The 25956-nt window shown below is 35.8% G+C and carries 27 protein-coding genes; 10 read left to right on the forward strand and 17 right to left on the reverse strand.

Annotated features, from left to right (window positions below; genetic code table 11):
* Positions 1 to 190 precede the first annotated feature (190 nt).
* Positions 191 to 694 (reverse strand): 5-(carboxyamino)imidazole ribonucleotide mutase, encoded by a 504-nt coding sequence (purE, locus tag C1638_RS04685; RefSeq protein WP_106915137.1) that lies wholly within the window; start codon positions 692 to 694, stop codon positions 191 to 193.
* A gap of 232 nt (positions 695 to 926) precedes the next feature.
* On the opposite strand from purE, the gene C1638_RS04690 reads away from it, so the two are divergent.
* The 4 genes from C1638_RS04690 (at position 927) to C1638_RS04705 (ending at position 5530) form a co-directional block, all read left to right on the forward strand.
* Positions 927 to 1835 carry a DMT family transporter gene (locus C1638_RS04690; protein WP_109618640.1) on the forward strand — a complete coding sequence of 303 codons (909 nt, stop codon included), beginning with the start codon at positions 927 to 929 and terminating at the stop codon, positions 1833 to 1835.
* 258 nt (positions 1836 to 2093) lie between these two features.
* Positions 2094 to 2657: a hypothetical protein gene (locus tag C1638_RS04695; RefSeq protein ID WP_106915135.1), complete on the forward strand. Its 564-nt coding sequence runs from the start codon at positions 2094 to 2096 to the stop codon at positions 2655 to 2657.
* 6 nt (positions 2658 to 2663) lie between these two features.
* Positions 2664 to 4787: a cation:proton antiporter gene (locus tag C1638_RS04700; protein WP_109618642.1), complete on the forward strand. Its 2124-nt coding sequence runs from the start codon at positions 2664 to 2666 to the stop codon at positions 4785 to 4787.
* A gap of 41 nt (positions 4788 to 4828) precedes the next feature.
* A complete protein-coding gene (locus tag C1638_RS04705; protein WP_109618644.1) occupies positions 4829 to 5530 on the forward strand; it encodes an SH3 domain-containing protein in 702 nt (233 codons plus the stop codon).
* 109 nt (positions 5531 to 5639) lie between these two features.
* Here the strand turns inward: C1638_RS04705 and C1638_RS04710 are convergent, their stop codons facing one another.
* Both C1638_RS04710 and C1638_RS04715 read right to left on the reverse strand, forming a co-directional pair.
* Positions 5640 to 6752, reverse strand: a complete 1113-nt coding sequence (locus tag C1638_RS04710; RefSeq protein WP_109618646.1) for a 5-(carboxyamino)imidazole ribonucleotide synthase — start codon at positions 6750 to 6752, stop codon at positions 5640 to 5642.
* Between the two features lie 25 nt (positions 6753 to 6777).
* Positions 6778 to 7329, reverse strand: a complete 552-nt coding sequence (locus C1638_RS04715; protein WP_109619089.1) for a DUF1543 domain-containing protein — start codon at positions 7327 to 7329, stop codon at positions 6778 to 6780.
* 97 nt (positions 7330 to 7426) lie between these two features.
* Here C1638_RS04715 and C1638_RS04720 point away from each other — a divergent pair, with 97 nt between their 5' ends.
* Positions 7427 to 8257 carry a sulfite exporter TauE/SafE family protein gene (locus C1638_RS04720; RefSeq protein WP_076352344.1) on the forward strand — a complete coding sequence of 277 codons (831 nt, stop codon included), beginning with the start codon at positions 7427 to 7429 and terminating at the stop codon, positions 8255 to 8257.
* Positions 8257 to 8640, forward strand: a complete 384-nt coding sequence (locus tag C1638_RS04725; protein ID WP_109618647.1) for a DUF1634 domain-containing protein — start codon at positions 8257 to 8259, stop codon at positions 8638 to 8640. Before C1638_RS04720 ends, C1638_RS04725 begins: the two co-directional genes overlap by 1 nt.
* Position 8641: 1 nt before the next feature.
* On the opposite strand, the gene gloA2 is transcribed toward C1638_RS04725, so the two are convergent.
* Both gloA2 and C1638_RS04735 read right to left on the reverse strand, forming a co-directional pair.
* Positions 8642 to 9019: an SMU1112c/YaeR family gloxylase I-like metalloprotein gene (gene gloA2, locus C1638_RS04730; RefSeq protein ID WP_109618649.1), complete on the reverse strand. Its 378-nt coding sequence runs from the start codon at positions 9017 to 9019 to the stop codon at positions 8642 to 8644.
* A gap of 31 nt (positions 9020 to 9050) precedes the next feature.
* Entirely contained in the window at positions 9051 to 9491 is a 441-nt protein-coding gene (locus C1638_RS04735; RefSeq protein ID WP_109618650.1) for a nuclear transport factor 2 family protein, read from the reverse strand.
* Between the two features lie 109 nt (positions 9492 to 9600).
* On the opposite strand from C1638_RS04735, the gene C1638_RS04740 reads away from it, so the two are divergent.
* Positions 9601 to 10683 (forward strand): endonuclease/exonuclease/phosphatase family protein, encoded by a 1083-nt coding sequence (locus C1638_RS04740; RefSeq protein WP_109618652.1) that lies wholly within the window; start codon positions 9601 to 9603, stop codon positions 10681 to 10683.
* A 43-nt stretch (positions 10684 to 10726) separates the two neighbouring features.
* On the opposite strand, the gene C1638_RS04745 is transcribed toward C1638_RS04740, so the two are convergent.
* From C1638_RS04745 to C1638_RS04785, 9 genes are all read right to left on the reverse strand, one after another.
* On the reverse strand, positions 10727 to 11785 hold the full coding sequence (locus tag C1638_RS04745; protein WP_109618654.1) for a diphosphomevalonate decarboxylase: 1059 nt from the start codon (positions 11783 to 11785) through the stop codon (positions 10727 to 10729).
* Between the two features lie 64 nt (positions 11786 to 11849).
* On the reverse strand, positions 11850 to 13619 hold the full coding sequence (locus C1638_RS04750) for an AMP-dependent synthetase/ligase (protein ID WP_109618656.1): 1770 nt from the start codon (positions 13617 to 13619) through the stop codon (positions 11850 to 11852).
* Positions 13616 to 14629 (reverse strand): NAD-dependent epimerase/dehydratase family protein, encoded by a 1014-nt coding sequence (locus C1638_RS04755; RefSeq protein WP_109618658.1) that lies wholly within the window; start codon positions 14627 to 14629, stop codon positions 13616 to 13618. The genes C1638_RS04750 and C1638_RS04755 overlap by 4 nt, the downstream gene beginning before the upstream one ends.
* A gap of 273 nt (positions 14630 to 14902) precedes the next feature.
* Positions 14903 to 15907, reverse strand: a complete 1005-nt coding sequence (locus C1638_RS04760) for an MvdD family ATP-grasp ribosomal peptide maturase (protein ID WP_109618660.1) — start codon at positions 15905 to 15907, stop codon at positions 14903 to 14905.
* The gene (locus tag C1638_RS04765) at positions 15900 to 16856 is read right to left on the reverse strand and encodes an MvdC/MvdD family ATP grasp protein (protein WP_109618661.1); all 957 of its coding nucleotides are present in this window, start codon (positions 16854 to 16856) and stop codon (positions 15900 to 15902) included. The genes C1638_RS04760 and C1638_RS04765 overlap by 8 nt, the downstream gene beginning before the upstream one ends.
* Positions 16857 to 16943: 87 nt before the next feature.
* Positions 16944 to 17165 (reverse strand): microviridin/marinostatin family tricyclic proteinase inhibitor, encoded by a 222-nt coding sequence (locus C1638_RS04770; protein WP_109618663.1) that lies wholly within the window; start codon positions 17163 to 17165, stop codon positions 16944 to 16946.
* A 115-nt stretch (positions 17166 to 17280) separates the two neighbouring features.
* The gene (locus tag C1638_RS04775; RefSeq protein ID WP_109618665.1) at positions 17281 to 18060 is read right to left on the reverse strand and encodes an alpha/beta fold hydrolase; all 780 of its coding nucleotides are present in this window, start codon (positions 18058 to 18060) and stop codon (positions 17281 to 17283) included.
* A gap of 82 nt (positions 18061 to 18142) precedes the next feature.
* The gene (locus tag C1638_RS04780; RefSeq protein ID WP_109618667.1) at positions 18143 to 18862 is read right to left on the reverse strand and encodes a pyridoxine 5'-phosphate synthase; all 720 of its coding nucleotides are present in this window, start codon (positions 18860 to 18862) and stop codon (positions 18143 to 18145) included.
* Between the two features lie 148 nt (positions 18863 to 19010).
* Complete coding sequence (locus tag C1638_RS04785) at positions 19011 to 20273, reverse strand: mechanosensitive ion channel family protein (protein ID WP_109618669.1); 1263 nt, start codon at positions 20271 to 20273, stop codon at positions 19011 to 19013.
* A 117-nt stretch (positions 20274 to 20390) separates the two neighbouring features.
* Here C1638_RS04785 and C1638_RS04790 point away from each other — a divergent pair, with 117 nt between their 5' ends.
* Positions 20391 to 20882 carry a DUF456 domain-containing protein gene (locus C1638_RS04790; RefSeq protein WP_109618671.1) on the forward strand — a complete coding sequence of 164 codons (492 nt, stop codon included), beginning with the start codon at positions 20391 to 20393 and terminating at the stop codon, positions 20880 to 20882.
* A gap of 16 nt (positions 20883 to 20898) precedes the next feature.
* On the forward strand, positions 20899 to 21396 hold the full coding sequence (locus C1638_RS04795; protein WP_109619091.1) for a hypothetical protein: 498 nt from the start codon (positions 20899 to 20901) through the stop codon (positions 21394 to 21396).
* On the opposite strand, the gene C1638_RS04800 is transcribed toward C1638_RS04795, so the two are convergent.
* The 3 genes from C1638_RS04800 to C1638_RS04810 form a co-directional block, all read right to left on the reverse strand.
* On the reverse strand, positions 21383 to 22024 hold the full coding sequence (locus C1638_RS04800) for a uracil-DNA glycosylase (RefSeq protein ID WP_109618672.1): 642 nt from the start codon (positions 22022 to 22024) through the stop codon (positions 21383 to 21385). The two genes, C1638_RS04795 and C1638_RS04800, sit on opposite strands and share 14 nt — an antisense overlap.
* 37 nt (positions 22025 to 22061) lie before the next feature.
* Positions 22062 to 23063 carry an acyltransferase family protein gene (locus C1638_RS04805; protein ID WP_109618674.1) on the reverse strand — a complete coding sequence of 334 codons (1002 nt, stop codon included), beginning with the start codon at positions 23061 to 23063 and terminating at the stop codon, positions 22062 to 22064.
* A 72-nt stretch (positions 23064 to 23135) separates the two neighbouring features.
* Positions 23136 to 23645, reverse strand: coding sequence for a GNAT family N-acetyltransferase (locus tag C1638_RS04810; protein WP_109618676.1), 510 nt, complete (start codon positions 23643 to 23645; stop codon positions 23136 to 23138).
* 110 nt (positions 23646 to 23755) lie between these two features.
* On the opposite strand from C1638_RS04810, the gene C1638_RS04815 reads away from it, so the two are divergent.
* Positions 23756 to 25903: an endonuclease MutS2 gene (locus C1638_RS04815; protein WP_109618678.1), complete on the forward strand. Its 2148-nt coding sequence runs from the start codon at positions 23756 to 23758 to the stop codon at positions 25901 to 25903.
* The last annotated feature ends 53 nt before the right edge of the window (positions 25904 to 25956 follow it).

Raw genomic sequence — 25956 nt, forward strand, 5'->3', positions numbered from 1 at the left:
CAAATTTGGAGAGTTTTTCATTTTACAAAGTTCACAACCATTACCCTCTTATCATATACAAAAATCTAGCATTCTTATTATTTTCTTCATTACATTTCAGATAACAAAGGCCCAGAATGGATTCATCAAAAAATAAAAACAAGAAAACCTCACCGATTACGATGAGGCTTTTATTTTTAAGCTTTAAAAACTATTTGTCGAAGTAGTTGGGATGCTGATTTTTAATATCATCTACTGTTCCCAGTACTTTATCTTTTAAAGAATCCTGGTACTTTTGAAGTTTTCCAGCTACTTCTTCATTACCACTTCCTATAATCTTAGCAGCTAAAATCCCTGCATTCAATGCTCCGTTCAAAGCCACTGTTGCCACAGGAATTCCCCCAGGCATCTGAAGAATTGATAGTACAGAATCCCACCCGTCAATAGAATTGCTTGACAAAATGGGAACTCCAATTACCGGAAGTGTTGTACAGCTTGCCACCATTCCCGGAAGATGCGCTGCTCCTCCTGCACCGGCAACAATTACTTTCAAGCCTCTTTCATGGGCTGTCTTCGCATAATCGAACATTCTTTCAGGTGTTCTGTGTGCAGAAACTACCGTCAATTCATATGGAATATCCAGACTTTTCAGAAAATTCGCAGCCTGTTCCATGATTGGCAGATCGCTCTGACTGCCCATAATAATTCCTACCATCTTCAATTTTATTAGATGTTCAAAGATAAAAAATTTAAACCTGTCACTAAAATTTAGTCTAAAAGTTTAAAATATAAATCAAAATAAAATAACGGACTTAAATAATCAATCCACATATTTTGTGATGATAGATATATTCATTCTTTAAATCTGTACCTGTAAAAATTAAAGCAACTGCAACCATAATGTTTATTTTAAAACAGGTAAATTTGCCCATTACACCACGATTTACTTGAAAGATTATAAACTTATTTTTGCCGTTCTTACTGTTGCCATTGTCTGGGGAACTACATTTTTAGCCATCCGTATCGCCGTAGAAACCATCCCTGCATGGTTTGTTGCCGGAATTCGCCAGCTTTTTGCTTCTATCATCATGCTTGTCATTCTCCTTTCAAGAAAAGAATTTAAATGGATTGGCTGGAAAAATCTAAAATATCAGATTATTTTTTCTTCCCTCATGCTCATCATAGCTAACGGAATGGTTACGGTAGCAGAAGAAAGTGTAACCAGCAGTCTGGCTTCACTCATCAGTGCCTGTGCCCCTATTTTAGTTTTTCTGGGAAGTCTTGCCATTGGTTTGCAAAAATTCAGCCTCCGTGCCTTGGCTGGGGTCCTGATATGTTTTAGTGGTGTGCTTTTTGTTTTCTGGGATGGACTTAAAGATCTGGCTAACCCCGATTACAGAACAGGAATGATTTTCCTTTTTTGTGCTATTTCAGGTTGGGCTTCCGGAACAATTTTTACCAAAAAATTAAATATTCAAAGCGGTAATATTACTCTTAATTTATTTTATCAGTTTTTGTTTGCGGGAGTTGTTCAGGTTATTTTTGCGTTCCTGTTTTCAGAAAATTATAATTTTGGAAACTGGACGTTGAAAAGTATCTCTGCGATGCTGTATCTCTCAATTTTTGGTTCTGTAGCAGCCTTTTTTGCATTCCACTATGCTTTAACGAAGATCTCACCGGTACAGGTTTCTATTCTGGCTTACATCAATACCATTATTGCCATATTTTTGGGTTGGTTGATTATGGATGAACCGATCTCATTCAAGTTTATTTTGGCAGCAGCCTTGATTATTTGTGGAGTATTTATCATCAATTACAAACCTGAAATGTTTAAAAAGCAGAAAGCAGTACAATAAAAACATTCTTTATTGTAAGCATAAACATATAACACTTAAGTTTTTTGAAAATCTAAAATTTTCAACTCATTTCTATTTCTAGTTTGGGATTATTTTGGTCTTATTGGAGTGTTTAAAAATCAAAACTTCGATGATGATTATCTTCTGAAATTTCTATCTTATCAAGCCGAAATATGATGAACTTAACAGGTAGTTTACCTATTTGTAATTTGCCTCGCCGTCATTTTTTTCCTATATTGTATACTCAACCTACACGATATGCTAAAAAACACATTTTTCATCTTTCTTACAAGTTCCTTTCTTTTGGTAAGCTGTGATTACAAAGAAAAGGAGAAGAATCTGACAGACAGAGAGAAACAATTATTGGAGAAAGAAAAGATATTTGCTAAAAAAGAATCCGAGTACCAGTCACTCTTAAAAATGAGAGACAGTATCTTCACAAAAAAAGATTCGGTGAAAGTTGCCGTTTGGCCAACAGAAATTTCCGGAGCCTGGAATGGAAAGGTAATCTGTACGGAATCCAATTGCAGTGATTATGCAATAGGTGATCAACGGACAGACCTTTGGGAATTCGATAATGATTCTACCCAGCCCATCACCAAAATCATCAACAATAACAATCTGGTAAGGTTATATTCCGGGAAGTTTGAAAATAATGAGATCAAGCTTTCTTTCAAAACCGATTCTACAGCCAAAAAGAATGTAGAAATGAATGTTCTTCTTAATGACATTTCCGACAACAAGATCAAGGGTACCAGAACGGTGACCACTGACGGCTGTACGGCCAAGTTCTCTGTTGAATTAGTACGTTCCACAAAATAAACACTTATGATTTTACTGAGTATACATAATCTGAGTCTTCCTATAGAAGATCCGGTACTAAAGTTCCTATTGGTACTGATTATCATCCTTGCTGCTCCTTTATTACTAAATAAAATTAAAGTTCCACACTTGTTGGGGCTTATCATTGCCGGAGCCATTATCGGTCCCAATGGTTTCAATGTATTATCAAGGGACAGCAGTATTGTAGTTACCGGAACCACGGGACTTCTCTACATCATGTTTCTGGCCGGACTGGAGATTGACATGGGTGATTTTAAAAAGAATAAATGGAAAAGTCTCACCTTTGGTATTTATACCTTTATAGTTCCTTTTGTACTGGGATATTTGGGCGGATATTATCTTCTTCACTTCTCTATGCTGACTTCTATATTATTTGCCAGCCTTTTTTCATCCCATACCCTTATTGCTTATCCATTGGTGAGTAAGTTGGGAATCGCAAAGAACAAAGCAGTTAATATTACAGTTGGAGGAACCATGATTACAGATATTCTTGCCTTATTGGTGCTTGCCATCATTGTAGGAATGTCTCAGGGAGATGTAGGAACAGAATTTTGGGTTAAGCTCTCTGTTTCCTTTATTGTTTTTGCACTGATCGTTTTAATTGTCTTCCCTATTATTGGACGTTGGTTTTTCAAAAGAGTTGATGATAAGATCTCACAATACATTTTTGTATTGGTGATGATTTATCTTGCAGCAATGCTTGCCGAATTGGCAGGTGTAGAGGCTATTATCGGAGCTTTCTTTGCAGGATTGGCTTTAAACAGGCTTATTCCTCATACTTCTTCTCTGATGAACAGGGTTGAATTTGTAGGAAATGCCATCTTTATCCCATTCTTCCTGATTAGTGTAGGAATGCTGATTGATTTTAAGGTGTTTTTTAAAAGCTGGGAAACTCTTGAAGTAGCCGGAATTATGCTCGTAGCCTCCATTGGAGGGAAATATATTTCCGCAGTGGCCACACAAAAAACTTTCAGACTGACTAAGGAGGAAGGGAAATTAATCTTCGGATTAAGCTCTGCTTCTGCTGCTGCCACACTAGCTTCTGTAATGGTGGGTTATAACATTATTCTTTCTGAAACTGAAACGGGAGAACCTGTAAGATTATTGAATGAACACGTTCTGAACGGAAGTATTTTACTAATTCTTATTTCATGTACCATCTCATCCTTTATTTCAATGGCCAGCGCTCAAAAAATTGCAGAGGCTGATAATGAAGACACTGTTTCCGGAAACAGCCATGAAGAAGAAAATATCCTTTTGGCCATCAATCACGAGGAAACAATCGAGAGAATGGTTAATTTAGGAATTCTGATAAAAGCACATTCCAATACGGAGGATTTATTTGCTTTAAATGTCATCAATGAAGATAAAAACGAATCATCCGTTAAGAATGCAGAGAAGCTTCTTCATCAGGCAACTGATGCCGCAGCCGCAGCTGATGTAAAACTACAGGCTCTTAAAAGATATGATAATGACGTCATCAATGGGGTAAATAATGTTATTAAGGAACAGAATATCACAGATCTTATTATTGGTCTGGAGGATGAAAAGGGGTTCTCTCCTTCTTTTATCTATAATCTGTACAATGGTTATCTTCAGAATGATGATGTAAATGTGTTGGTATACCATGCCGCACAGCCACTTTCTACCATCAAAAGATACGCTGTAATGATTCCTGAGAATGCTCATAAGGAAGCAGGATTCTTCCATGCCCTTTTAAGGGTTTGGAACATTGCCAGAAATTCCGGTGCTACTGTCGTTTTTTATGCGCCTGAAAACATCGTGGATATCCTTCAAAAGATCATCAAAAAAGCCAATATAGAAGCTGAATTTATCATTATGAATACCTGGCAGGATGGTGAAAGAACCGCTGCTCAGCTGAAGGATGATGAAGCTCTGATTATTTTCATGGCAAAAAGAGGAATGCAATCCTATATTCCACGAATGAGGCTTATTCCTGAACTATTGAACAGAAACTTGAATGATAATAACTATCTTCTGATCTTCCCATTCTCGGAATATGACAAAAACAGCCCCGAAATACGATCTGTAGGAAACCATGGAGATTTTGTGGAGATTGGAAATGTGATTCAAAAAATTTTCAAATAATAACCGGTATTTTTATTCAAATTAAAACTCATAAAACAATATTGAAAACAACGAAGATATTTCTTTTAGCAGCTACTCTGAGCACACAGTTATCCTTTGCCCAATTAGCAAAGATTGTGGACAAGGACGGCTATGTGAATGTAAGGGAAAATGGGGATGCAAAAAGCAAGATTACGGGAAAGATCAATTCGGATGAGATTGTCTATGTCTTTGAAGCTGATCAGCCCAACACTGACTGGCTCAATGTAGATTATAATGAAAAAACGGGCGGATATATTCACAGTTCAAGGCTGAAGTATATAGAATCTTATGAAAAGGTGCCACCAACTGTAAGGGATGAAAACAATGCTATTTTTAAATCCGGAAATATTAAAGTGGATATCGTCTCTGAGAAGTTTAATTATAAGGAAAATAAAAAGTCCTTTTCTTCTTCAGATTATAGTGGTCAAAAAATTGAAGATCAATATAAAGGTCAACCGATATGGGGTACTGACGGGACAATTCCTCAAACCCACTATCAATCCATAGCAGTACAGATTGGGGATAAAAAGATTAAGATTCCCAACAAGGAAATTGAAAACCTTTTTAACATTAGTAATGAATATACCAACTGTTATTTTGATCGTAAAAATGACACCTTATATATTACCATGCTCAACTCAGACGGAGCGGGTGCCTATGTAGCACTTTTTAAAATTGTGAAAGGAGAATATAAAGGAAGAGTTGTAAAGATGCCTTTTTAAACACTTTATCACAAATTTTAAAAGGAACAACGTGATTTTTTAAAGTATAACAATAAATTAGGCCTATTTCAAGTGTTGAAATAGGCCTAATTTTATATTTTGAATTCGATTATTCTGCAATCACTTTCACCATTCCTTTTACCTTGACAAGCTTTTCCATAAGCTCTTCTCTGGAATCTGCCAACACATTGATGTGTCCCATTTTTCTTCCCGGTTTGGTTTCAGTTTTTCCGTATAAATGAATATAAGTTTCCGGTAATTTAAGAACCTCATCCATTCCCTCATATACTACTTTGCCTTCATATCCATCTGCACCTACCAAATTCAGCATTCCACTGTAGGTAATAGCATCCGTATCTGCTAAAGGAAGATTCTTTACCACACGGTACATCTGCTCAAACTGTGAGTTTGTATTTCCTTCCTGAGTCTGATGTCCCGAATTATGAAGTCTTGGAGCTGTTTCATTTACCCAGACTTTCCCCTCTTTATCAAGGAATAATTCGATAGCAAAAAGTCCCGGAGAATTGATAGTACTTAAAAATTTCTCTGTAATAGATTCAATCTGCTGCTGCACATCTTCAGTAAGAAGAACCGGGCAAACATTGAAATCTAAGAGATTAAGTTTGGGATCAGCAACCATTTCTGTTACCGGAAAAGTATTGGTTTCTCCTCTTTCATTTCTGGCAACAATTACAGAAAGCTCTTTGTCAATATCTACAAGACTTTCAATTACAGAAGCCTCTTTCCATAGATGCTGATAATCATCTTCGGTTTTGATCACCTGTACTCCTTTTCCATCATAACCTCCCGTATTCATTTTCTGAACGAAAGGTAATGGCATTATAATTTTTTCATCACTATTCCAAACTACCTGAAATTCCGGACTTGGAATATCATGAGTTTTATAAAATTCTTTCTGAAGAATCTTCTGCTGAATGGTTTTGATGGTATTGGCATTAGGAACCACTCGGATTCCCTGTTTTTCAAGTTCAGCCAATGCATCAGCATTTACGTGTTCTATCTCAATGGTCACAACATCTTTATCTTTTCCAAAGTTCAAAACGGTTTCATAATCATTGAAATTTCCCTGCGTAAAGTAAGAAATATTATGACATGGCGCATCAGATGCCGGATCTAGTGTATAAAACTCATCATCATACTTCAATGCACTTTGTATCAACATTCTTCCCAGCTGTCCGCCACCCAGAATTCCTATTTTCATTTTTTATTTTTATTAGATTTATTTCTTATTGAATTTTATCAATTTTTAAGTATCCAAGTCCCATTGGGTTCTCTTGATTTTCAGCATCAGATTTTTGAAGAACAATGGAATACTTTTCTTTCATTTTTTCCGGAAGAATATCACTCACATTGAAAATGTCATCAATATCTACCCCATGCTTGTCATCAATATGACTTACTGCTCCCTCAAACCCCATAGTCTGGTAAAATTCGGTAGCTCTTGCTCTTTTCACGATCTCTCCCATTGATTGGCCCACCATCAAATGCTGCTCATGGAATTCTTCAAAGAAACCTCTTTTGTACCCTCCCAGATTAAGGAAATACAATTGCTCCTCCGATGTTTTCTCACCTTTTTCTACAATCTTTACTTCATATCCATCTGCAAACTTCACTTCCTGATAACAATCAAGGTGAATCTTTCCTTCTGCTTCTTTCCAGAAGTCTTTCATATCAGGAACCAAATCCTTAAGGTTCTCTGCAATTCCGAAAAATACATCGTGCTGCTCTATATTTCTTCCTTTGGGAGTTGCCCCAAGAATAATATAAAATAATTTCATTTCACTTTTCATGCATACAAAAATACGTTAAATTTATCTTTTTCAAATGTTTGGCAGACTACTACAATAATTTTATATTTGTAGCATTAATTGTAGTATGTCAGAAATCATCATACTCTTCCTTGGTGCTATTTCCGCAGGTCTTTTAGGGTCACTTACGGGTTTAGGAGGTGGAGTTATTATCATTCCTTTATTAACGCTGGGTTTTGGTGTTCCAATGCATTATGCCATCGGCGCTTCCCTTATTTCTGTAATCGGTACTTCTTCGGGGGCTGCTGTAGCTTTCGTAAAAGAAGGTTTTACCAATATGAGGATCGGGATGTTCCTCGAAATAGCGACTACGGCAGGAGCTATTGTGGGAGCCTTAGTTTCTGGAATGCTTAACCCGAATACCATCGGAATTATTTTTGCAAGTATTCTTCTTCTCACTGTTGTTTTAAATCTTAAAGGAAAGCCTGATCATCAGGAACCTTTAATTAAAGGAAGTCTGGAAGAAAAACTGAAGCTTTACGGAACTTTTCCTGATAAAGGAATTCTAAAAAGCTATTCTGCAAGAAATACAGTTCCCGGGTTTTTGATGATGATGTTTGCAGGAGCCATGTCCGGACTTTTAGGAATAGGTTCCGGAGCATTGAAAGTATTGGCAATGGATAATATGATGAAGCTGCCATTTAAGGTTTCTACGACTACCAGTAACTTTATGATTGGAGTAACTGCTGTAGCCAGTGCTTTAATCTACTTTCAAAGAGGTGAAATTATTCCGGTAATTGCAGCACCTGTAGTAATAGGTGTGGTGATAGGAAGTTTCATCGGTTCGAAAACATTAATGGTTTCCAAGACAAAAAAGCTAAAAGTATTTTTCGCTATTGTCATTACCATTCTGTCTATTTACATGATGTATAACGGTATCAACAAAAGCTTCAGGTAATGAAAAAGAATTTTACAGATGTAGATCTGAACCGTTCCGTAGGAAATCTTCTGAGATTGGGGGTTATTCTTTCTGTGGCCACTTCGTTTATTGGCTTTATCAAGTTATTTACTGAAGGCTTTGAAATGCCTAAAAAATACACGAACCTTGTTGTAGGTACTTCTTCTGAAAAGGTATGGGGCCAGTTTTGGGACTCTTTATGCAAGGGAGAAGGAATGGGAATTATCCAACTGGGAATCCTTTTATTGATTTTCACCCCTTTGATGAGGATTATCTTTGCTTTAATAGGGTATCTAAAAGAAAAAGACTACGTGTATGTAGTCATTTCCTCAATTGTTTTAGCGATTATGGCGGTAAGCTTCTTTGCAGGCTACGCACACTAATTTACATTTCATAAAACTCCAATGGTAACTGATCAGGATCCTGGGTAAAGAAAAATTCTTTTCCAGTGAACTCGTCTATTCGGACTTCTTCACAACTCAGTCCTTTTTCTATCAGTTCATTTCTTTTTTTCGTAACATTTTCAACGGAGAAAGCAAGGTGTCTTAAACCGCATGCTTCAGGGCGTGACGGACGTTGTGGAGGATTAGGAAAAGAAAACAGTTCAATCACATAATGATCCCCGATAGCCAGATCAAGTTTGTAAGATTGTCTTTCTTCACGATATACTTCACGAATGATATTCAGGTCTAGAATTTCTGTATAAAATTTCTTTGAAACAGCATAATCTGAACAGATGATTGCAATATGATGGATCTTCATTTCTTTAATTTTAAACTACTTCTTATTTTTATTATTGGATTTCTTTACAGTTATCTTTTCTTCTTGTATCTATAATATATTGGATTTTCCATTCGTTATTCTGCTTTACCAGCTGAAAACTATTAGCTCCGCAATGTGATAATTTCCCTTTTAAATAAAAAGAATATGGCGTAAATACACTGGCCAGATTTCCATCCGCATGAACGGCTTCTATTATAATTCTTTCCTCCAGATCTCCTTTTGTAAATTTTGAAACAGAAGCTACGAATTCCTGTATGCTATCACTTTTTACAGTACCGTCTTTAGTGATGGTCTGAAGAACTGCATTCTCTGCAAAAGCCAATTTTACCAGTTCTGGATCCGCATTTTTCATGCCAAGAAATAAGTTCCGGATCGGTTTTTCAATATCCTTATTTTGCTGACCGAAAGCTGAAATACTGATCAGCAGAAGCAGTGCCATAATTTTATTCATAGAATAGATTTAGATAAATAAAAATAGATAAAATAAAATTTAAATTGATTAACAAATTTTAAAAATCATTTTCCTTAAATTGTAATCAAAATTATTTCATAGCTTTTATATGTGGATTATTTATCTGACTTTGGCCATACTTCTTCTGGTCATGACAATACTGCCAAAAATCCAGCATTCTCACTGGATATTCAGAGTTCCGGAATTTGCTAAAATACAGGTTACGTATCTTATCTTTTTCACTTTTCTATTAGGCTTTTTTACTGATTCTAAAGAATATTTATGGTATTACCAGGGCGTTCTGCTGGTCTTGTTTGTCCATCATAGCCATACTCTTATCAAGTATACCCGTTTCTACCCCGTAAAGAAGCACAGACAGCATCACAAATCTTCTGATAAACTACATTTCATTTCAGCTAATGTCTATCAGTTCAATAAAGAATATGAGAAGTTCATTGGGCTTGTTAAAAAGCACAATCCTGATTTTTTCATGACTATGGAAAGCAATGGTGACTGGGAAAAAGCAATGAGGCCTTTAGAAAAAGAATTTGGTTACCAGCATAAGGTGACCCTTGAAAACACCTACGGTATGCATTTCTATTCCAAAATTGAAATCAAAGAAGCTAAGACTCATTATTTCGTAGCTGATGATATTCCAAGTATTGAGGTACATATGAAAACAGCTGATGGTTTTTCTTTTGTCTTCTTTGGAGTTCACCCACCACCACCAAGCCCTACGGAAGAAGAAACATCAAAGGAAAGAGATGGCGACCTTCTAAGCACAGCCAAATGTGTAAAAGACATCAAAAAACCTGTTATTGTAGTGGGAGATTTCAATAATGTTGCATGGTCAAGATCATCTGTACTTTTCAGAAAAACAAGTCATCTGATAGATCCGAGAATCGGACATTCTTTTGTTTCCACCTTTCATGCGAAATACCGTCTTTTAAGGTTTCCTATCGATCTGATGTTTCACAGTGAAGATATTTTTATTAAACAGCTGAAGACATTGGAGAATTTTGGTTCAGATCACCTGCCGGTATATTGTGAGTTTTTCATAGATCATCACAATGATAAACAGGAAGAGCTTATAGAAACAGCGACTTCTGAGGAGAAAGAAGAAGCCGAAATCATGATAGAAGAAGGAAAGAAAGAAGATGGCGAACGGGAAACTGTTGTTACTGAGGATTAAAAAAAGTGGGCTAAAGCCCACTTCTATTGAATATTTTTCGTTTTTAGAATTTCATCACATCCTTCACTACTCCATTCTTCTGTGTATGTTGTAATAACTCTGCTTCAATGAATGTTTTGATCTGCTCTTCGGATGTATCACTTGGGAATAAAAGGTGTACGTTGGCACCCGCATCCAAAGTAAAGAATAATGGCAATCCGGTTTCTCTTCTGAAATCCCAGATTTTATTGATGACTTCCAATGTTCCTGTCTTCATCAGAATAAAAGCAGGATCACTCATCATCATCATCGCGTGCAGCGTAAGGGCTTCATGTTCTACCAATTTGATAAAACGCTCCATGTCTCCGCTTTTCAGGATGTCTTTCATCGGAACAAAGTTTTCTCTTGCTTCCTGAAATCTTCTTTCTGCATAAGGATTGGTATTCATTAAGCCATGTCCTACAGTTGAAGAAACACTCTTCTGTCCTTCATGAATCAATAAAACCCAGTCATTAAAATTCTTGAATACCTCATGAATTTCTGTATCAGGATATTGTACCGCAAACAGGTCTGAACTTCCGTTAACCTCATCAGTTTCTCCCCACACTACAAGTCCGTTGTATAAGCTTCTACAAGCGCTTCCACTTCCCAATCTTGCTAAAAATGAAGCTTTTCTCAAAGACTCCTCTTCAGAACTTTTTCCTGTAAATGTTTCATCCAAAGCCATCAGACATTTTGCAATCGCTCCAAATCCTGATGCAGAACTGGCAATTCCGGAACTGTGTGGGAATGTATTTTCTGTTCTGATGATATATTTCCCTTTCAAGATCCATGGAAGATATTGCTCAATATTTTTGAAATATTTTTCAATTTTTTCAGCAAATTTCACTTCTTCATTTCCAGCCAGAAAAGTCTGAACAGAAAAAGATTCATCTGCTAAAAATTCCATTGTAGTATTGGTTTTACAGTGGTTTAAAGTATAACTGATACTTGGGTTTGCAGGAATCTGATTGTCATATTTCCCCCAATACTTAATCAGAGCAATATTGGAAGGACAGCTTTCTGAAACCGTCTGCGTATGAATGTTGAAATTTTCTTTTCCTATAAATTCTTGTGTTGTCATAGTTTAATTTAAGTGATAATACAGATAAAAACTGGTGATTAAATAGAGGTTTTCTTCGTATCTTTTAATACATCTTCTCTATAATATCTGCATATTTTTTAAGAACTACATTTCTTTTTACTTTCAATGTAGGGGTAATTTCTCCTGTATTGATGTCAAATTCTGCCGGCATTAAGGTAAATTTTTTCACTTTTTCATAGTCGGCAAGGTGATCTTGTAATTCCTTAAGTTTTTCTTTATAAAGGCTTATTACCTTATCATTTTTTACAGCATCCTCCCAATTGGTGAAAGGGATATTATTCTTTTTGATATAGTCTTGTAGAAATTCAAAGTTAGGAACGATTAGCGCTGAAACAAACTGTCTTGCCTCAGCAACCAACATAATCTGTTGAATGAAATTGTTATTGGTCAGAAGATTTTCAATTTGTTGCGGAGCAATATATTTCCCATTGGAAGTCTTCATCAGGTCTTTAATTCTGTCTGTGATGATCAAGTTACCTTTATCATCAAACTTACCTGCATCTCCGGTTTTAAACCAACCGTCTTCTGTAAATACTTTCTCAGTTTCTTCAGGTCTGTTATAGTACCCTTTCATGATTCCGTTTCCTCTTGCCTGGATCTCGTCACTTTCACCAATACGGATTTCTACGCCTGGTAGTGGTTTCCCGCTGGTAGCATGTTCAAAGTGAGTCAAAGGGAAAAGGGTTAAAGTGGCTGTAGTTTCAGTCAATCCATACCCTACGGTCACATGGATGCCTACAGATTCAAAGAATCGGGTTACTTCAGGAGATAAAGAAGCTCCTCCGCATGGTAAAAACCATAGTCTGCCCCCCATTTTATCTTTAATCTTACTGAAGACCAACATATCTGCAACAGATTCCTTTAATTTTAATCCAAAAGGAACTGATCTTTCATTTCTTCTTAATTCTGCGGTTTCCCATCCGGTTTTTAAGGCCCAATCAAAGATTTTTTTCTTTAATGATGAACCTTCTTCTGCCTTTTCAAGAACTCCGGCATATACTTTCTGGAAAAATCTTGGTACCGCACACATGGTAGTGGGCTTTACTTCTTCCAGTGCTTTTGCTATATTTTTTGGATCTTCAAGGAAATATACTCTCGCTCCTCCATATAGACAAAGTAAGCTCCAGCTTCTTTCAAAGACGTGGCTTAATGGCAAAAAGGCTAATGAAAGCTCGTCTTCAAAGTTTTTAAACTTAAAAAACTCAAAGTGAGAGTCGAATGCCTTGATGAAATTTCCATGGGTAAGCATCACTCCTTTTGGAATTCCCGTTGTTCCTGAAGTATAGATTAACGTTGCCGTGTCATCATTTTCTTTTTTACAGACCTCTAGCTCAGCAGAAGCTTTTGCGATAAAATCCTCAAGATAGAAACTATTAAATTCTTTCTTGATCCATACTGCTTTTTTAGAAACAATGATGGTCTCAAGATTATTCTCTTCTTTATGTAAAATATCTAGGCAGGCATCATACTGCATCTGGTTTCCTACCAGAATCGCTTTAGCCCCAGAATCATTGATGATATATTCTGCCTGTTCAGCATTATTGGTAGAATAAATAGGAACAGTAATCGCTCCAATAGCCATTGCAGCCAGATCAACGATCACCCATTCTGAAGAATTGTCTGAATAAATAGCGACTTTATCATTTTCCTGAACTCCTGCTTCTTTCAATGCATTGGCCATTTTAAAGATAATTTCACTGAATCTTTTCCAGCTTAGCTCTTTCCAGGCTTCATCTTTCTTTTTAAAGCCAATTGCAGCTTTTATAGGATGTTTTTCTACATTTTTAAGGATAATTGCCTCTGCAAGATTCATTTCTTCAGCTTTTTGTCGTTAATATAATTGTTCAGGTGAAAGTCTATACTTTCTTTTACAGGAATAAACTCATAGTTCAGTTTTTCCCTTACTTTATGATTGGAAATGGTATTGAATGAAGATATGGCTTCAATATTTGATTCTGTAACCATTCTCAGTTTTGGAATCAGCCATCCGAATAATGTATTGGCTAATTTTCCGATATTCAGTTGGGATCTTGTAAGGATTCTTGCCTCTTTAAGACCTAATCGGGTTCTGATCTGTTTTGCCAGATCGGCATATTTGTTATTTTCAGCAACAATGATAAATCGTTCCCCGAAAATGTTATTTTCCATCAGTTCAATGGCTGTTTTAGCAACATCTCTTACATCTACATAAGCAGAGCCACCTGCAAATGTAAAACTGTTGTCTTCAAATGTTGAAAAAAGCTCACCACTACTTTGGCTCCAGTTTCCGCTTCCCACAATCATTCCCGGATTAATGATAACAACATTCAATCCTTCTGCAGATGCTCTCCAAGCTTCCATTTCGGATAAATGCTTGGATATGGCATAGGCAGAATGCTCTAATTTCGGGTTAAAATCAGATTCTTCATCCAATTCTCCCTTTTCATTAAAGCTATCTAACACCGCAACGGAACTTACGTGCAGGAATTTTTCAACTTCGGAACCCTCGCAGGCAAACAACAGGTTTTCTGTACCTTTAATATTGGTATGGTACATTTCTTTCTCATCTTTGGGATGAAAACTTACCTTTGCGGCACAGTGATAGACTTCATTCACCCCTTTTAGAGCATCTTTCAAAGAGTCGATATCATCAAAATCGACATTTACCCATTCAATTTTATTGAAAAAATCGTCAGGATTCTCTGTATAAAAGCTGTATGAATGCCTTACTTCGTTTAAATTGCTGCCAGGTCTCTTGGAAGCACGTACATTTTTACCTCTTTTTAGAAGTTCCAGCACGATTATTCTTCCCAGAATTCCGGTTGCACCCGTTACAAAAACCATTAATTATTTTACTTGATTGCTGACTAAAATATGACAATATTTTCTATCCGGCAATTCTTCAGGTTCCTGCCAAAGTTCCTTTGAAAAACTGCTTTTGCAAATTTGCGATTTTTAAAGCAAAATTCAACTTTATTTAACCAATATTATCACTCTGAAAACAAGAATTATGAAGCTTAAAATAGTTTAAACCTCAATGATTGTAAAAAATAAAGCCCTGAAAGTATTAATGAAAAACTTCCAGGGCTTCTTATGATTTAAAAAATATCTTATTATTTAAGCTAAAACTACATTATTTCTTCTTAGAGCCTTGTCACAAAGAACATCTGCAATACTTCTGGAGATCAGATTTCCCTCCGTAAGATTATCCAGCCAGAAAAACTCACCTGCGGCATTGATCTCAATAAAGTAATATTGATCTTCAGGAGAAACAATAATATCTATTGCACCATAGTCTACATTATAAATATCCAGAAGCTCCAGCAGTTTTTCTTCAATATCCTTCGGAAGTTCTGTTCTTGTCCATTTATCGAGTAAATTGACACCATCCTTTCTCCAATCAACCTTTGCGTCTTCAAATTGTTGTGAATCCACTTCAAATGCATAGACATCTCTTCCTACAATGGTAACACGAAGTTCTTTTTTCTTTTCGATCATCTGCTGAAACTGCATCGGGCAATATAACAGAGAATCCAACTCTTCAAACTTATCTTCTTTTACCACATTGGTAAAAACCACATTTTCTACTCCGTCTTCGTAAATAGCAAAACCAGTCTGCATTTTAGCCACTACATTCTGATGTTTAAGGATAAATTTCTTTGCTTCTTCCGGATTGTTTGTAAGACAGGTTTCCGGAACTGAAAGTCCTATTTTATGAGCTAATTTCAACTGTTCTTCCTTGCTATCCAGTCTTCTGTAAACGCTCGGTTTACCTAATGAATAAGCATCAATAGACTCTAGAAACCCGAATAACGTATTACGAATCTCCCCCATTGCTGCTCCGAAAAATTTAGGTTCCATTTCTTCTTTCAGGCCTTTTCCAATATTATAGGCTCTTCGGTACCACACTGCCGAAATATCATCCAGACGATACTTTGCAGATGGTGTTTCAAGAATACTTATCCATTCTCCATCCTGAAAAATGGTTGATAGTTTATTTTCTAAGGGATATAAATCAACATCAAAACGTATAACTTCACAGTTGTTATCTGCAATGTATTCTGTTACTTTTTCAATTGAAAAATTATCTGCGGTATGTGTTATAATTAAAATTTTATTCATGGAAATTAATTCTTTTGATAAGGTTGTCGGCAATTCTTTCTGCTATGGGAAAACCCAGTTCTTTTTGAAGCATTCCCCATTCTCCCTGCGGATTGACTTCAAGAAAATAATATTCTCCGTCCTTTCCTTTTATTACATCAATGGCTCCCATATAAAGCCCCATTTCTTTCATCATGGAAGTCAAGTTTATTTTGATATTTTCCGGTAATTCATAAGCTGACCAAAAGTAGTTTTCATTGCTTATTCTCCAGTCTGCATTGGTATTGTTATTGATCTTGCCCGTAAAGAACGCTCCGTCTACATACATGATTCTCAATTCATATTCTTTATCAATATAAGGTTGGAAGATCATTGGGCAATAGGCAATATCAGAAAGATATTCCAGGGTTTCTTCCTCAATAATCATGGTAGAAATCAGGTTTTCACCACTCATGTTTTTTGATTGTACTCCATGCAGCTTAGCAATTGCTTTTCCTGAGCAATATTGATGAAAAAATGCTGTTATTTTCTGTTCATCATTAGAAAACATAGTTTTGGGACTGATCAGGTGATTTCTTTGGGCAATTTTCAGTTGAAGCATCTTGTTTCCGTCAATTTTCTTTTCTTTTTCAAAAGGATTGATCCACGGAATATTTTCAAGAGTAGTGATCAGATTATAACGAAGACTTCCATATTCGTTCTGAAAGATCTTTTCATAGTTCTCATCCAATTCTTCCGGAACACCTATCCGCCATGCTTTTCTGTGCCATACTCCTTTAATGTCATCAGAATGGATGGTATTTCCGGACTCATCAGTAATTTCAAATGAGTTTTCATTGATACTGATTTTCTGAAGATGATTAAGCTGATCGGAATTCAATCTGAAATAAGGAATATTTTTAGAAGAAAGGTATTGAAAGAAAAGATCAATAGTATAAAAATCCTGTGAGTGGGTGATACAGAGAATCATTTGCCTGTTTTACTAAAAAGGGAAACTTAAAGTTTAAGTTTCCCTATTATTACAATTTTGTTAATATGTTACTGTAAAATGATCATTTTATAGTAAGATTGCATCATCATCACCATCCGAAGGATATTTCATGGTATGTTGCAAATCAGCTTGAGGAGAAGTTACATTGTCTAAAGTAGGCTTTGTAATTGTATCTCTTTCAGGAATTGTGATAATACCTGTTCCTCCTTTTACTGTTTCAGGATCTTTAAGTTGTTTTTCAAGAAATGACGCGAAAAACGGCTTCTTTTTTGAGTTTTTGTTTTCCATAAGTAAATATGTTTGTTTTTTTGATAATCGAAAATACACAAATTTCAACTTATGGAGAAATATTTTTACATTTTAAGAAAATTTTAACATATTAACAAAAAACAATAGCATATTATTAGCTCAATCCCAAGAACTGCTTAACCACATTAGCAAAATCTACAGGATTTTCAGCTTGCACCCAATGTCCTGCATTTTTCACAGTAACAATTTTAGCCTTTGGAAATTGTTGCTTTATCCCATATTCATCTTGTGGAAGTATATAGTTGGATTTTTCGCCGGCAATAAATAAGGCTTCTCCATCAAAGGTTCCAAATTTCACTGCGTTGGAAACAAATTCATTATACTTTTCGGATAAAGTTTTAAGGTTAAACCTCCAGTTTAGCTTTTTATTATCATCCCAATACAGGTTTTTTGTTAAAAACTGGATCGTTGATTTTTCAGGAATGTACTGGTTTAAAACAGCTTCCACCTCATTTCTGGAACCTACGGTATTAAAGTCAACACTTTCCAAAGCTTTGATTATACCTTGATGGTGCGGTGGGTAAGCTTTTGGAGAAATATCCACTACAATCAGCTTTTCAACTCTTTCAGGATATTTTATGGCAAACTGCATTACCGCTTTTCCGCCTAAAGAATGTCCCAAAACATGCGCTTTTTGAATTCCATAATGATCCATATAACGGGCAATATCATCCGCCAGATCATCGTGGGACATATCATCTGAATGAAAGCTTCTTCCATGGTTTCTAAGATCAATCAGGTGCACCGGAAGATATTCTCCAAGATCTTTTCCGAAACTTCCCCAGTTATCAAGCATCCCGAACAATCCGTGGAATACCAAAAGCGGTGTAGCCGTTGAAGCCTCACCAAATATTTTTGAGTTTAAGATTTCCATATTTTTTAGAAATTAGATGCGAGAAACTAGACGTTAGAAAAAGACATTAGCTTCCTCTAACTTCTAGCTTCTCCATTATTTATTACCATTTTGCCAATCTCTTCAAGTAAGATTGAACTGTATTTTCCAGTCCCATATAAAGTGCCTCGGAAACTAAAGCATGTCCGATGGATACTTCCAGTAGATTAGGGATATTGTCTGCAAAGTATTTTAGATTCTCTAAGCTCAGATCATGTCCTGCATTGATTCCTAATCCAAACTCAGTAGCAGCAACCGCTGTATCATAATAAGGTTTTATGGCCTGTTCTTTATTGGTCAAATAATCTTTTGCGTAAGCTTCAGTGTATAGCTCAATTCTGTCTGCACCTGTCTTTGCAGCGGATTCTATAAGCTCAGGCATTGGATCAAGGAAAATTGAAGTACGGATTCCTGCTTTTTTAAATTCTGCAATGATTTCCGTAAGATAGTCCAAATGTTTTTTGGTGTCCCAACCTGCATTTGAAGTGATGGCATCATCTGCATCGGGAACCAATGTCACCTGCTCAGGCTTTACATCAAGCACCATATCAATAAAAGACTGATGTGGATTTCCTTCAATATTGAACTCAGTCGTAACCAATGGCTTCAGATCATAGACATCTTTTCTGGTAATGTGTCTTTCATCAGGCCTTGGATGAATGGTAATTCCCTGTCCTCCGAATTCCTGGATCTTTATAGCAGCTTCTGTAACACTTGGTGTTTCTCCTCCTCTTGCATTTCTTAAGGTCGCAATCTTATTAATGTTTACGCTTAGTTTTGTCATTTTTTTATTTAAGATATTAGACGTCAGTTATCGGATGTAGACTTACAATATAATATCGTAAGATTAACTTCTAATGCTGACTCTTTTATTATTTTTTAAGTAAGGTTTTAAAACTAGTCTATAGCCTCAATATCTCACTTTTTGTTCATTATACTTTTACACTTACCTGCATTACCTGAAGTTCAAATTCTTTTGAAGCGACAAGCAAATGGTCAAAAATATCTGCCTGAATCTGTTCAAAATGTTCCCACTTTGAATCATTTGCAAAACAGTATATTTCAAGAGGAAGCCCTTGCGGAGTAATCTCCAGCTGACGAACCATTCTGGCTCCACTTTTCTCAATATCAGGATCGTTTTCTATATATTTTTGTGCATAATATCTGAAAACACCGATATTGGTAAGCTGTCTTCCGTTGATTTCTTTATCATTATGACTCAGATTTTCTTTTTCTTTTTTAATTTCCTGTCTTTTTTCTTCCAGATAATCCGCAATCAAATTGATCTCCTTTAAGCGCTCAATATCTTCATCAGTAAGGAATTTAAAGGAATTAATATTAAAATAAATGGATTTCTTGATTCTTCTTGTATTGGATTCTGACATCACCTGTAGGTTTTTGATCTCAGTGGTCAGTAAATCGTAGGTAGGAATTGTGGAAACCGTTTTATCAAAATTGGTAATCTTTGTAGTCAAGAGATTGATCTCTGTAATATTTCCTTCAATGCTGTACTTGGGAATACTAATCCAGTCTCCCACTTTCATGTTTTTGGATGTAGCAACGTGAAGTCCGGTAACAAATCCTAGAATGGTATCCCTGAAAACCAAGACCAAAACAGCTGTTATTGCCCCCAAACTTCCTAAAATAGTCCCTCCTTTAATCCCAAAAATCAGACAGATTCCTATTACAGAAAGTACAAAAATTCCAAAGATTTTTACCGTTTCAGAAATGGCATTAAGAGTCATGATCTTGTAGTAATCCTGTTTGATTACAAAGTAATTTCTAAAAGCCGTTAATGCCCTAAATAATAATCCTGCAATCACAAAAATAGTAGCGACTCCAACAATAATCTCCAACAATGCAAAGCTTTTCGGATGTCTGTAGAAGACGGAAAGCAATGCATATCCCGCAAAGTTCAATGCTCCTAAGTGAACCACGGAATTGGTAATTCTTGAATCATAGATTGATTTTAAAATAGGGAATTTTTCTTTATCAAAAAAGAATTTGAAAATAGTATTGACAATGAATTTAAAAACAAAGTCCAAGAGATAGATCATTCCTGCCAGAAATAAAAATTTCAGCATAATCTGAATAGGAAGTGCCAGATCAGCATATACATGATCTCTCACAAAATAATGGATCTGATCACTGATATTCTGCAGAAAATCTCTGGTATCTTGTATTTCATTTTTCATTACAGCAAATTTATAAAATTAAGAATGATGAATTTACTATTCATTATCAATTTTCATCCCAAATTTTAAACCTTTTATCAATTTACTTTTTTCATATCTTCGTTTATATTTAAAAAAATGGATACAACAATCATTAATATTCTTTGTCTTGTTTTATTATTTGTTGGAATATTGGGTACTTTTCTCCCGGTTCTTCCCGGCTTATTGCTAAGTATCTGCGGATTGCTGATCTATAAATTCGGGACGGATGCTGATCTTCCGATGATCTATATCTGGGCATTTGGTATTCTTACCTTGGCTTCTGTAGTGCTGAGCTATGTGATTCCTGCTAAAACCAACAGGAAATATGGAGGTACACGCTGGGGAAGCATCGGATCTGTGATCGGAACCATTGTAGGCATATTTATTCCGATACCTTTAGGCTTCCTGATCGGAATGTTTGCAGGGGTATTTATTGGTGAACTTCTGCATGACAGCAAGGATATGAACAAGGCATTACAATCCACTAAAGGAGCATTAATTGGGTTTATTTACGGAACCGGATTTAGCTTTGTAGTGGGAGTGGCAATGTTTTTGGTAGTACTTCTGAATATGTTTGATATTATTTAACAAAAAAAGAGAGATCATGTTTCATAAAGTTATCATACTTAGCCTGGGAATATTCGCATTAACAGGATGCGATGCCCAAAAGAAAGCCAAGGCAACTCCAAAAACTTCTGAAATGACTACACCTACAACTCCTGATCAAAAGAACGGTATCGTTTATTTGAATGAGGGTGAAAACAAATTTCTGAAAGAATTCCAGATGAATGTTACTTTCAAGGGAATCTCTGAGGACAGCCGATGTCCTGAAGGGGTAAATTGTATCTGGGCCGGAGCAGCACTTGCTCAGGTTGAAGTCATGGGAACCTCTACCCGACCTATGGTTTTAAATCTTGCCAGTATGGATTACCCGAATAAAAACTATCGACAATCAGCAGATTTTAACGGCTATACAATTACATTGCAGGAAGTAAACCCTTATCCTAAGGCAGATGGAGGTACAACGGCATTAAACGGAAAATATAAGATCGGGATTTCCATCAAAAAAACAGGAAAAACTTCCGATTCTACCACGCAATAGGCTCTTTCCCTTTGGAAACAAGATATTCATTAATTTTTGAGAAAGGCTTGCTTCCAAAAAAACCTCTATAAACAGAGAACGGCGACGGATGTGCCGATTTTATAATAAAATGTTTAGCCGGATCTATAAGTTCGGCTTTTTTCTGTGCAAAAGCTCCCCACAATACAAAGACTACATTTTCTTTTTTATCAGAAATTTCTTTGATGATAAAATTAGTAAATTGTTCCCATCCAAGATCTTTATGAGAGTTTGGCGTGTGTGCACGAACTGTGAGCGTTGCATTCAGCAAAAGAACGCCTTGTTTTCCCCAGTCATCCAGTTCCTTTGAAGTTCTTACTACTCCAAGATCATCTTTCAGTTCAATGAAAATATTTTTAAGGGATGGAGGCGCTGTAACCTGTTCAGAAACAGAAAAACACAACCCGTTGGCCTGATAATCATTATGATAAGGATCCTGACCGATGATAACTACCTCAACATCTTCAAATGAAGTCAGTTCCAATGCTCTGAAAATCTGATCTTTTGGTGGAAAAACCTTTGTGGTTGCATATTCATTTTTTACTTTCTCCCAAAGGGTTTTGAAGTATTCAGTGCTTTTTATTGGGGCTAAAATTTCTGTCCAGGTCATGTTGCAAAAATAATTAATATTAAAATAAAAGCATAGTCTATACCTTAAATATCTTCACTTTTCTTTCAATCAAAATATAGGAGAAATAAGATAGAACAATAGACAAAGCAATTAATATGAAGCTATTCAACAGCTCTGAGGATACAAAAACAATTTTCTGCACTAATATTATATAATGGATAATATATAATGAGTAGGAGATATTTCCCAGAAAATAAACTGCATTACTTCCCAAAAACCTTTTGACAATACTATCTTCCCCATCATACAACTGTTTAATTATTATCGCTGATAATAATGGAATAAAGAACAGTCCTTTTTCTGTATACAGTAATAACAGAGACAGAATCAATGCAATATAAGTAACCAGGTTTTTTCGCAATGTAATACCTGGTAAAAAAGCAATCCCTATCCCCAGCAAGTAAGAGGATATGGTTCTTACTAGGGAATTTAGGCCAAAAGTAATATCAAGATAGGCCGGAGATTTAATCATTTGCATCTGCATGTCTGAGCCTAGGTACAGGTTATCCGGAAAGTACGGAAAGATCAGTCTTAAAACCAGACCTGCCACGATTAATATTTCACTACGTATTTTGTAACGAACGATAAAGAAAAGCAAAAAAGGAAATATGATATAACAGATCCACTCGGTACTTAATGACCAATAGACACTCCCTAATGAATAATTAGGATTAAAAAAACATTGTAGTAAAGCTGCATTAATTAGAAATTTCGTTTTTGAAGTGTCTATTAAGAACACTGCAATGAAAATAACGGATAAAAAATAGACGGGATAAATCCTGTTTACTCTTTTCTTGTAAAATTTCTGTATTACACTAAAGTTTAAGGCTTTAAATTTATCCGCGTAAGAAATTGCCAATAAAAAAGCACTTAACACAAAAAAGATATCCACGGCAACATAGCCTTTCTTTACAACAGTTTGAATCAGATCTATTTTAAAATGGCTAAAATGAAAAAAGGTTACCCATAATGCTACAATTCCTCTCAACCCGGTTAAGGATTTTATTTCATTTTTCATATATGCTCTATAATATCGATCTGTCTGGCAATAAAGATAAAAAAAAACCTGATGGATTCAAGGATTAATCCCTCAGAGCGGCTTTTTTAAGCTAAAAACAACATTATCGGGATTATTTTCATCTTTTTCACTTTCTTCCAAAACAAAATGATGCTTTAAGAGCAGCAACTGCGAATTAGTATTTAGCCTATTTGTAAAGGCAAGCACGTTCTGTAAGTTCAATTGATTAAATCCAAACTCCAAAATGGCTTTCAAGGCTTCTGACATGATTCCTTTATGATGATAATCTGGCAATAATTCATACCCAACTTCTGCTGTTTTCCTATCCTCCGAAAACTTCCACAGACAAATTGTTCCAATTAAGTTTGGATAACCTTTATAGGAGATTCCCCAGAAAATAATTTCTTTCTCCTGAGCTTTTCTTTTGATATGGAGAATAAACTCCAGAGCATCATAATTATTTTTTGGAGAATTCCTTTTTACATACTGATTAATGACATCATTGCTTCGGATTTTCAGAATATCTTCTACATGACTTTCATTGATGCCGCTTAAAATCAATCTTTCAGTTTCCAGTTTCATTTAATCTTCTTTATTAATGTTTCTCCGTCTACACTATAATTTTCCGGATGGTTTTTTTTGTAAATCACTCAAATATACATAATAATCAAAATTCTCACTAACTTTGCATTGTGTATATAGATAAAGAAGATTTAGACGAATTAGAGTTTCCGCAATTGCTCGCGGAAATTTCCCCATTTGCGTATTCTCCGAAAACAAGAGAAAAAATTCTTCAACTTCGTCCCATGGAAATTGACGAGGCGGAACTTTCATTGAAAAAAACATCAGAATATCTGTCGAGTTTTGAAAGTTCAAATGCAATTCCGTTTGATGAATATGAAGATATTGAAAGTGAGCTGAAATTGATGCTGATTGAGAATTACCGTCTGGAAAACAGTGCTTTCATCAAAATAAAAACCATCACGGAACAGATTGGAAGATTACAAAAGTTCTTCCCTACCATGCCGGAGACATTTCCTACTTTATTGGAAGAGATTTCTGTACTGGAATTCAGAAAAGAAATCATTGATAAGGTAGATAAGGTTTTTAACCGTTTTGGTGAGGTAAAAAGTGAAGCTTCTCCAGCTTTAAAAGATTTAAGAACTGAGATCCAGCATGCTAAAAAAGCCATTCAGGAAAACTTCAATCGCGCTCTTACCACTTATGGACAGAGTGACTTTTTGGACGATATACGAGAAACAATTATTGATGACCAAAGGGTCTTAGCCGTAAAGTCAGGATTTAAGAAAAGAGTTCCTGGAAGAACCCTGGGGATTTCAAAAACAGGTTCTATTACTTATATCCAGCCGGACAGTGTAGTAAAGCATTACTTCAAGCTTCGTGAGAATGAGGAGGAAGAGAAAAAAGAGATCGACAAGGTTCTCAGAAAACTTACAGCAGAACTGGCAGAGTTTCAACCTCAGCTTTGGAGGTATCAGATTTATATTTTTGATCTTGATCTTACAAGAGCCAAAGCTAAGTTGGCAGATTTGGTTAACGGAATTCTTCCGAAGATCAACCGTCATAGAACATTGAAACTGAAAGATGCTTTCCATCCATTATTATGGTTAAGAAATAAGATTGAGAACAAGACAATTCACCCACAAACACTGGCTTTAACAGATCACAACAGGATTATCTGTATTTCCGGACCTAATGCCGGAGGAAAATCCATTACGTTGAAAACAGTTGGATTGTTACAATTGATGATTCAGAGTGGTATTTTGGTCCCTGTGCATCCAAAATCTGAAATGTTTTTCTTTGAAAAGATCATGACCGATATTGGTGATAATCAATCTATTGAAAATCATTTATCGACGTATTCTTCGAGGTTAAAGAAAATGTCAGGAATTATCCGTGAAGCTGATGCCAATACTCTGTTACTGATAGACGAGTTCGGAACAGGATCTGATCCTGAACTGGGAGGTGCCTTAGCAGAAAGCTTTATGGAGTTTTTCTATGATAAAAAGAGTTTTGCCATTATTACAACGCACTATACCAACATCAAATTGGTTATAGAACAACTTCCAAATGCCCAGAATGCGGCTATGCTTTTCAATGAGGAAACTTTGGAGCCAATGTACAAACTAGAAGTAGGTCAGGCAGGAAGTTCATTTACCTTTGAAGTGGCGGAAAAGAATAAAATCCCGAGGTTTATCATTCATTCTGCAAAGAAAAAGGTAGAGCACGATATTGTTAATCTTGATAAAACCATCGTAAAGCTACAACAGGAAAAATTTGAGGTTGAAAAACTAAAATTTGACCTTGCAGAAAGGAAAGAATCCGTAGAAGATAAGCGTGATAATCTTCAGAAACTGAATGATCAGCTTCAGCAAAAACTCTTCAATTTCCAGAAGCTTTATGAGGAAGAACATCGTAAATTACAGTTTGGGAACAAGATAGAAACATTCATTGACAGCTATACCAAAGGAAAGTCCAGAAAGGATGTAGTAAAAGACTTTGTGAAACTACTGGAGCAGGAAAAGTTCCGAAAACTAGGCCATGATAAGGATGAAACCAAGCGCCTTCAGGTAGTGAAGAGAAAGATCACTCAACAGCTTAAAAAGGAAGAGGTTATTGAAAAAATTGCCGAAACCAATGAAAGACTGGAAGAAAAACGTAAAAGTGACCGCGAAGTTTGGATGAAAATTGGCCAGCGTGTTCGTATCACAGGAAGTACCAGTGTAGGAACGATTGAGAAAATTTCCAGAAACAAGGTTATTGTCAATTACGGAACTTTCAAGACTACGATTAATTCTGAGGAATTAGAGAGAATTTAATCTGCTTGAAGATTAATTGAATACCAATAATGAAAAGAGAGTGTCTTCGGATG

Origin of the sequence: Chryseobacterium oncorhynchi, from assembly GCF_002899895.1 — a bacterium.
Classification (GTDB): domain Bacteria; phylum Bacteroidota; class Bacteroidia; order Flavobacteriales; family Weeksellaceae; genus Chryseobacterium; species Chryseobacterium oncorhynchi.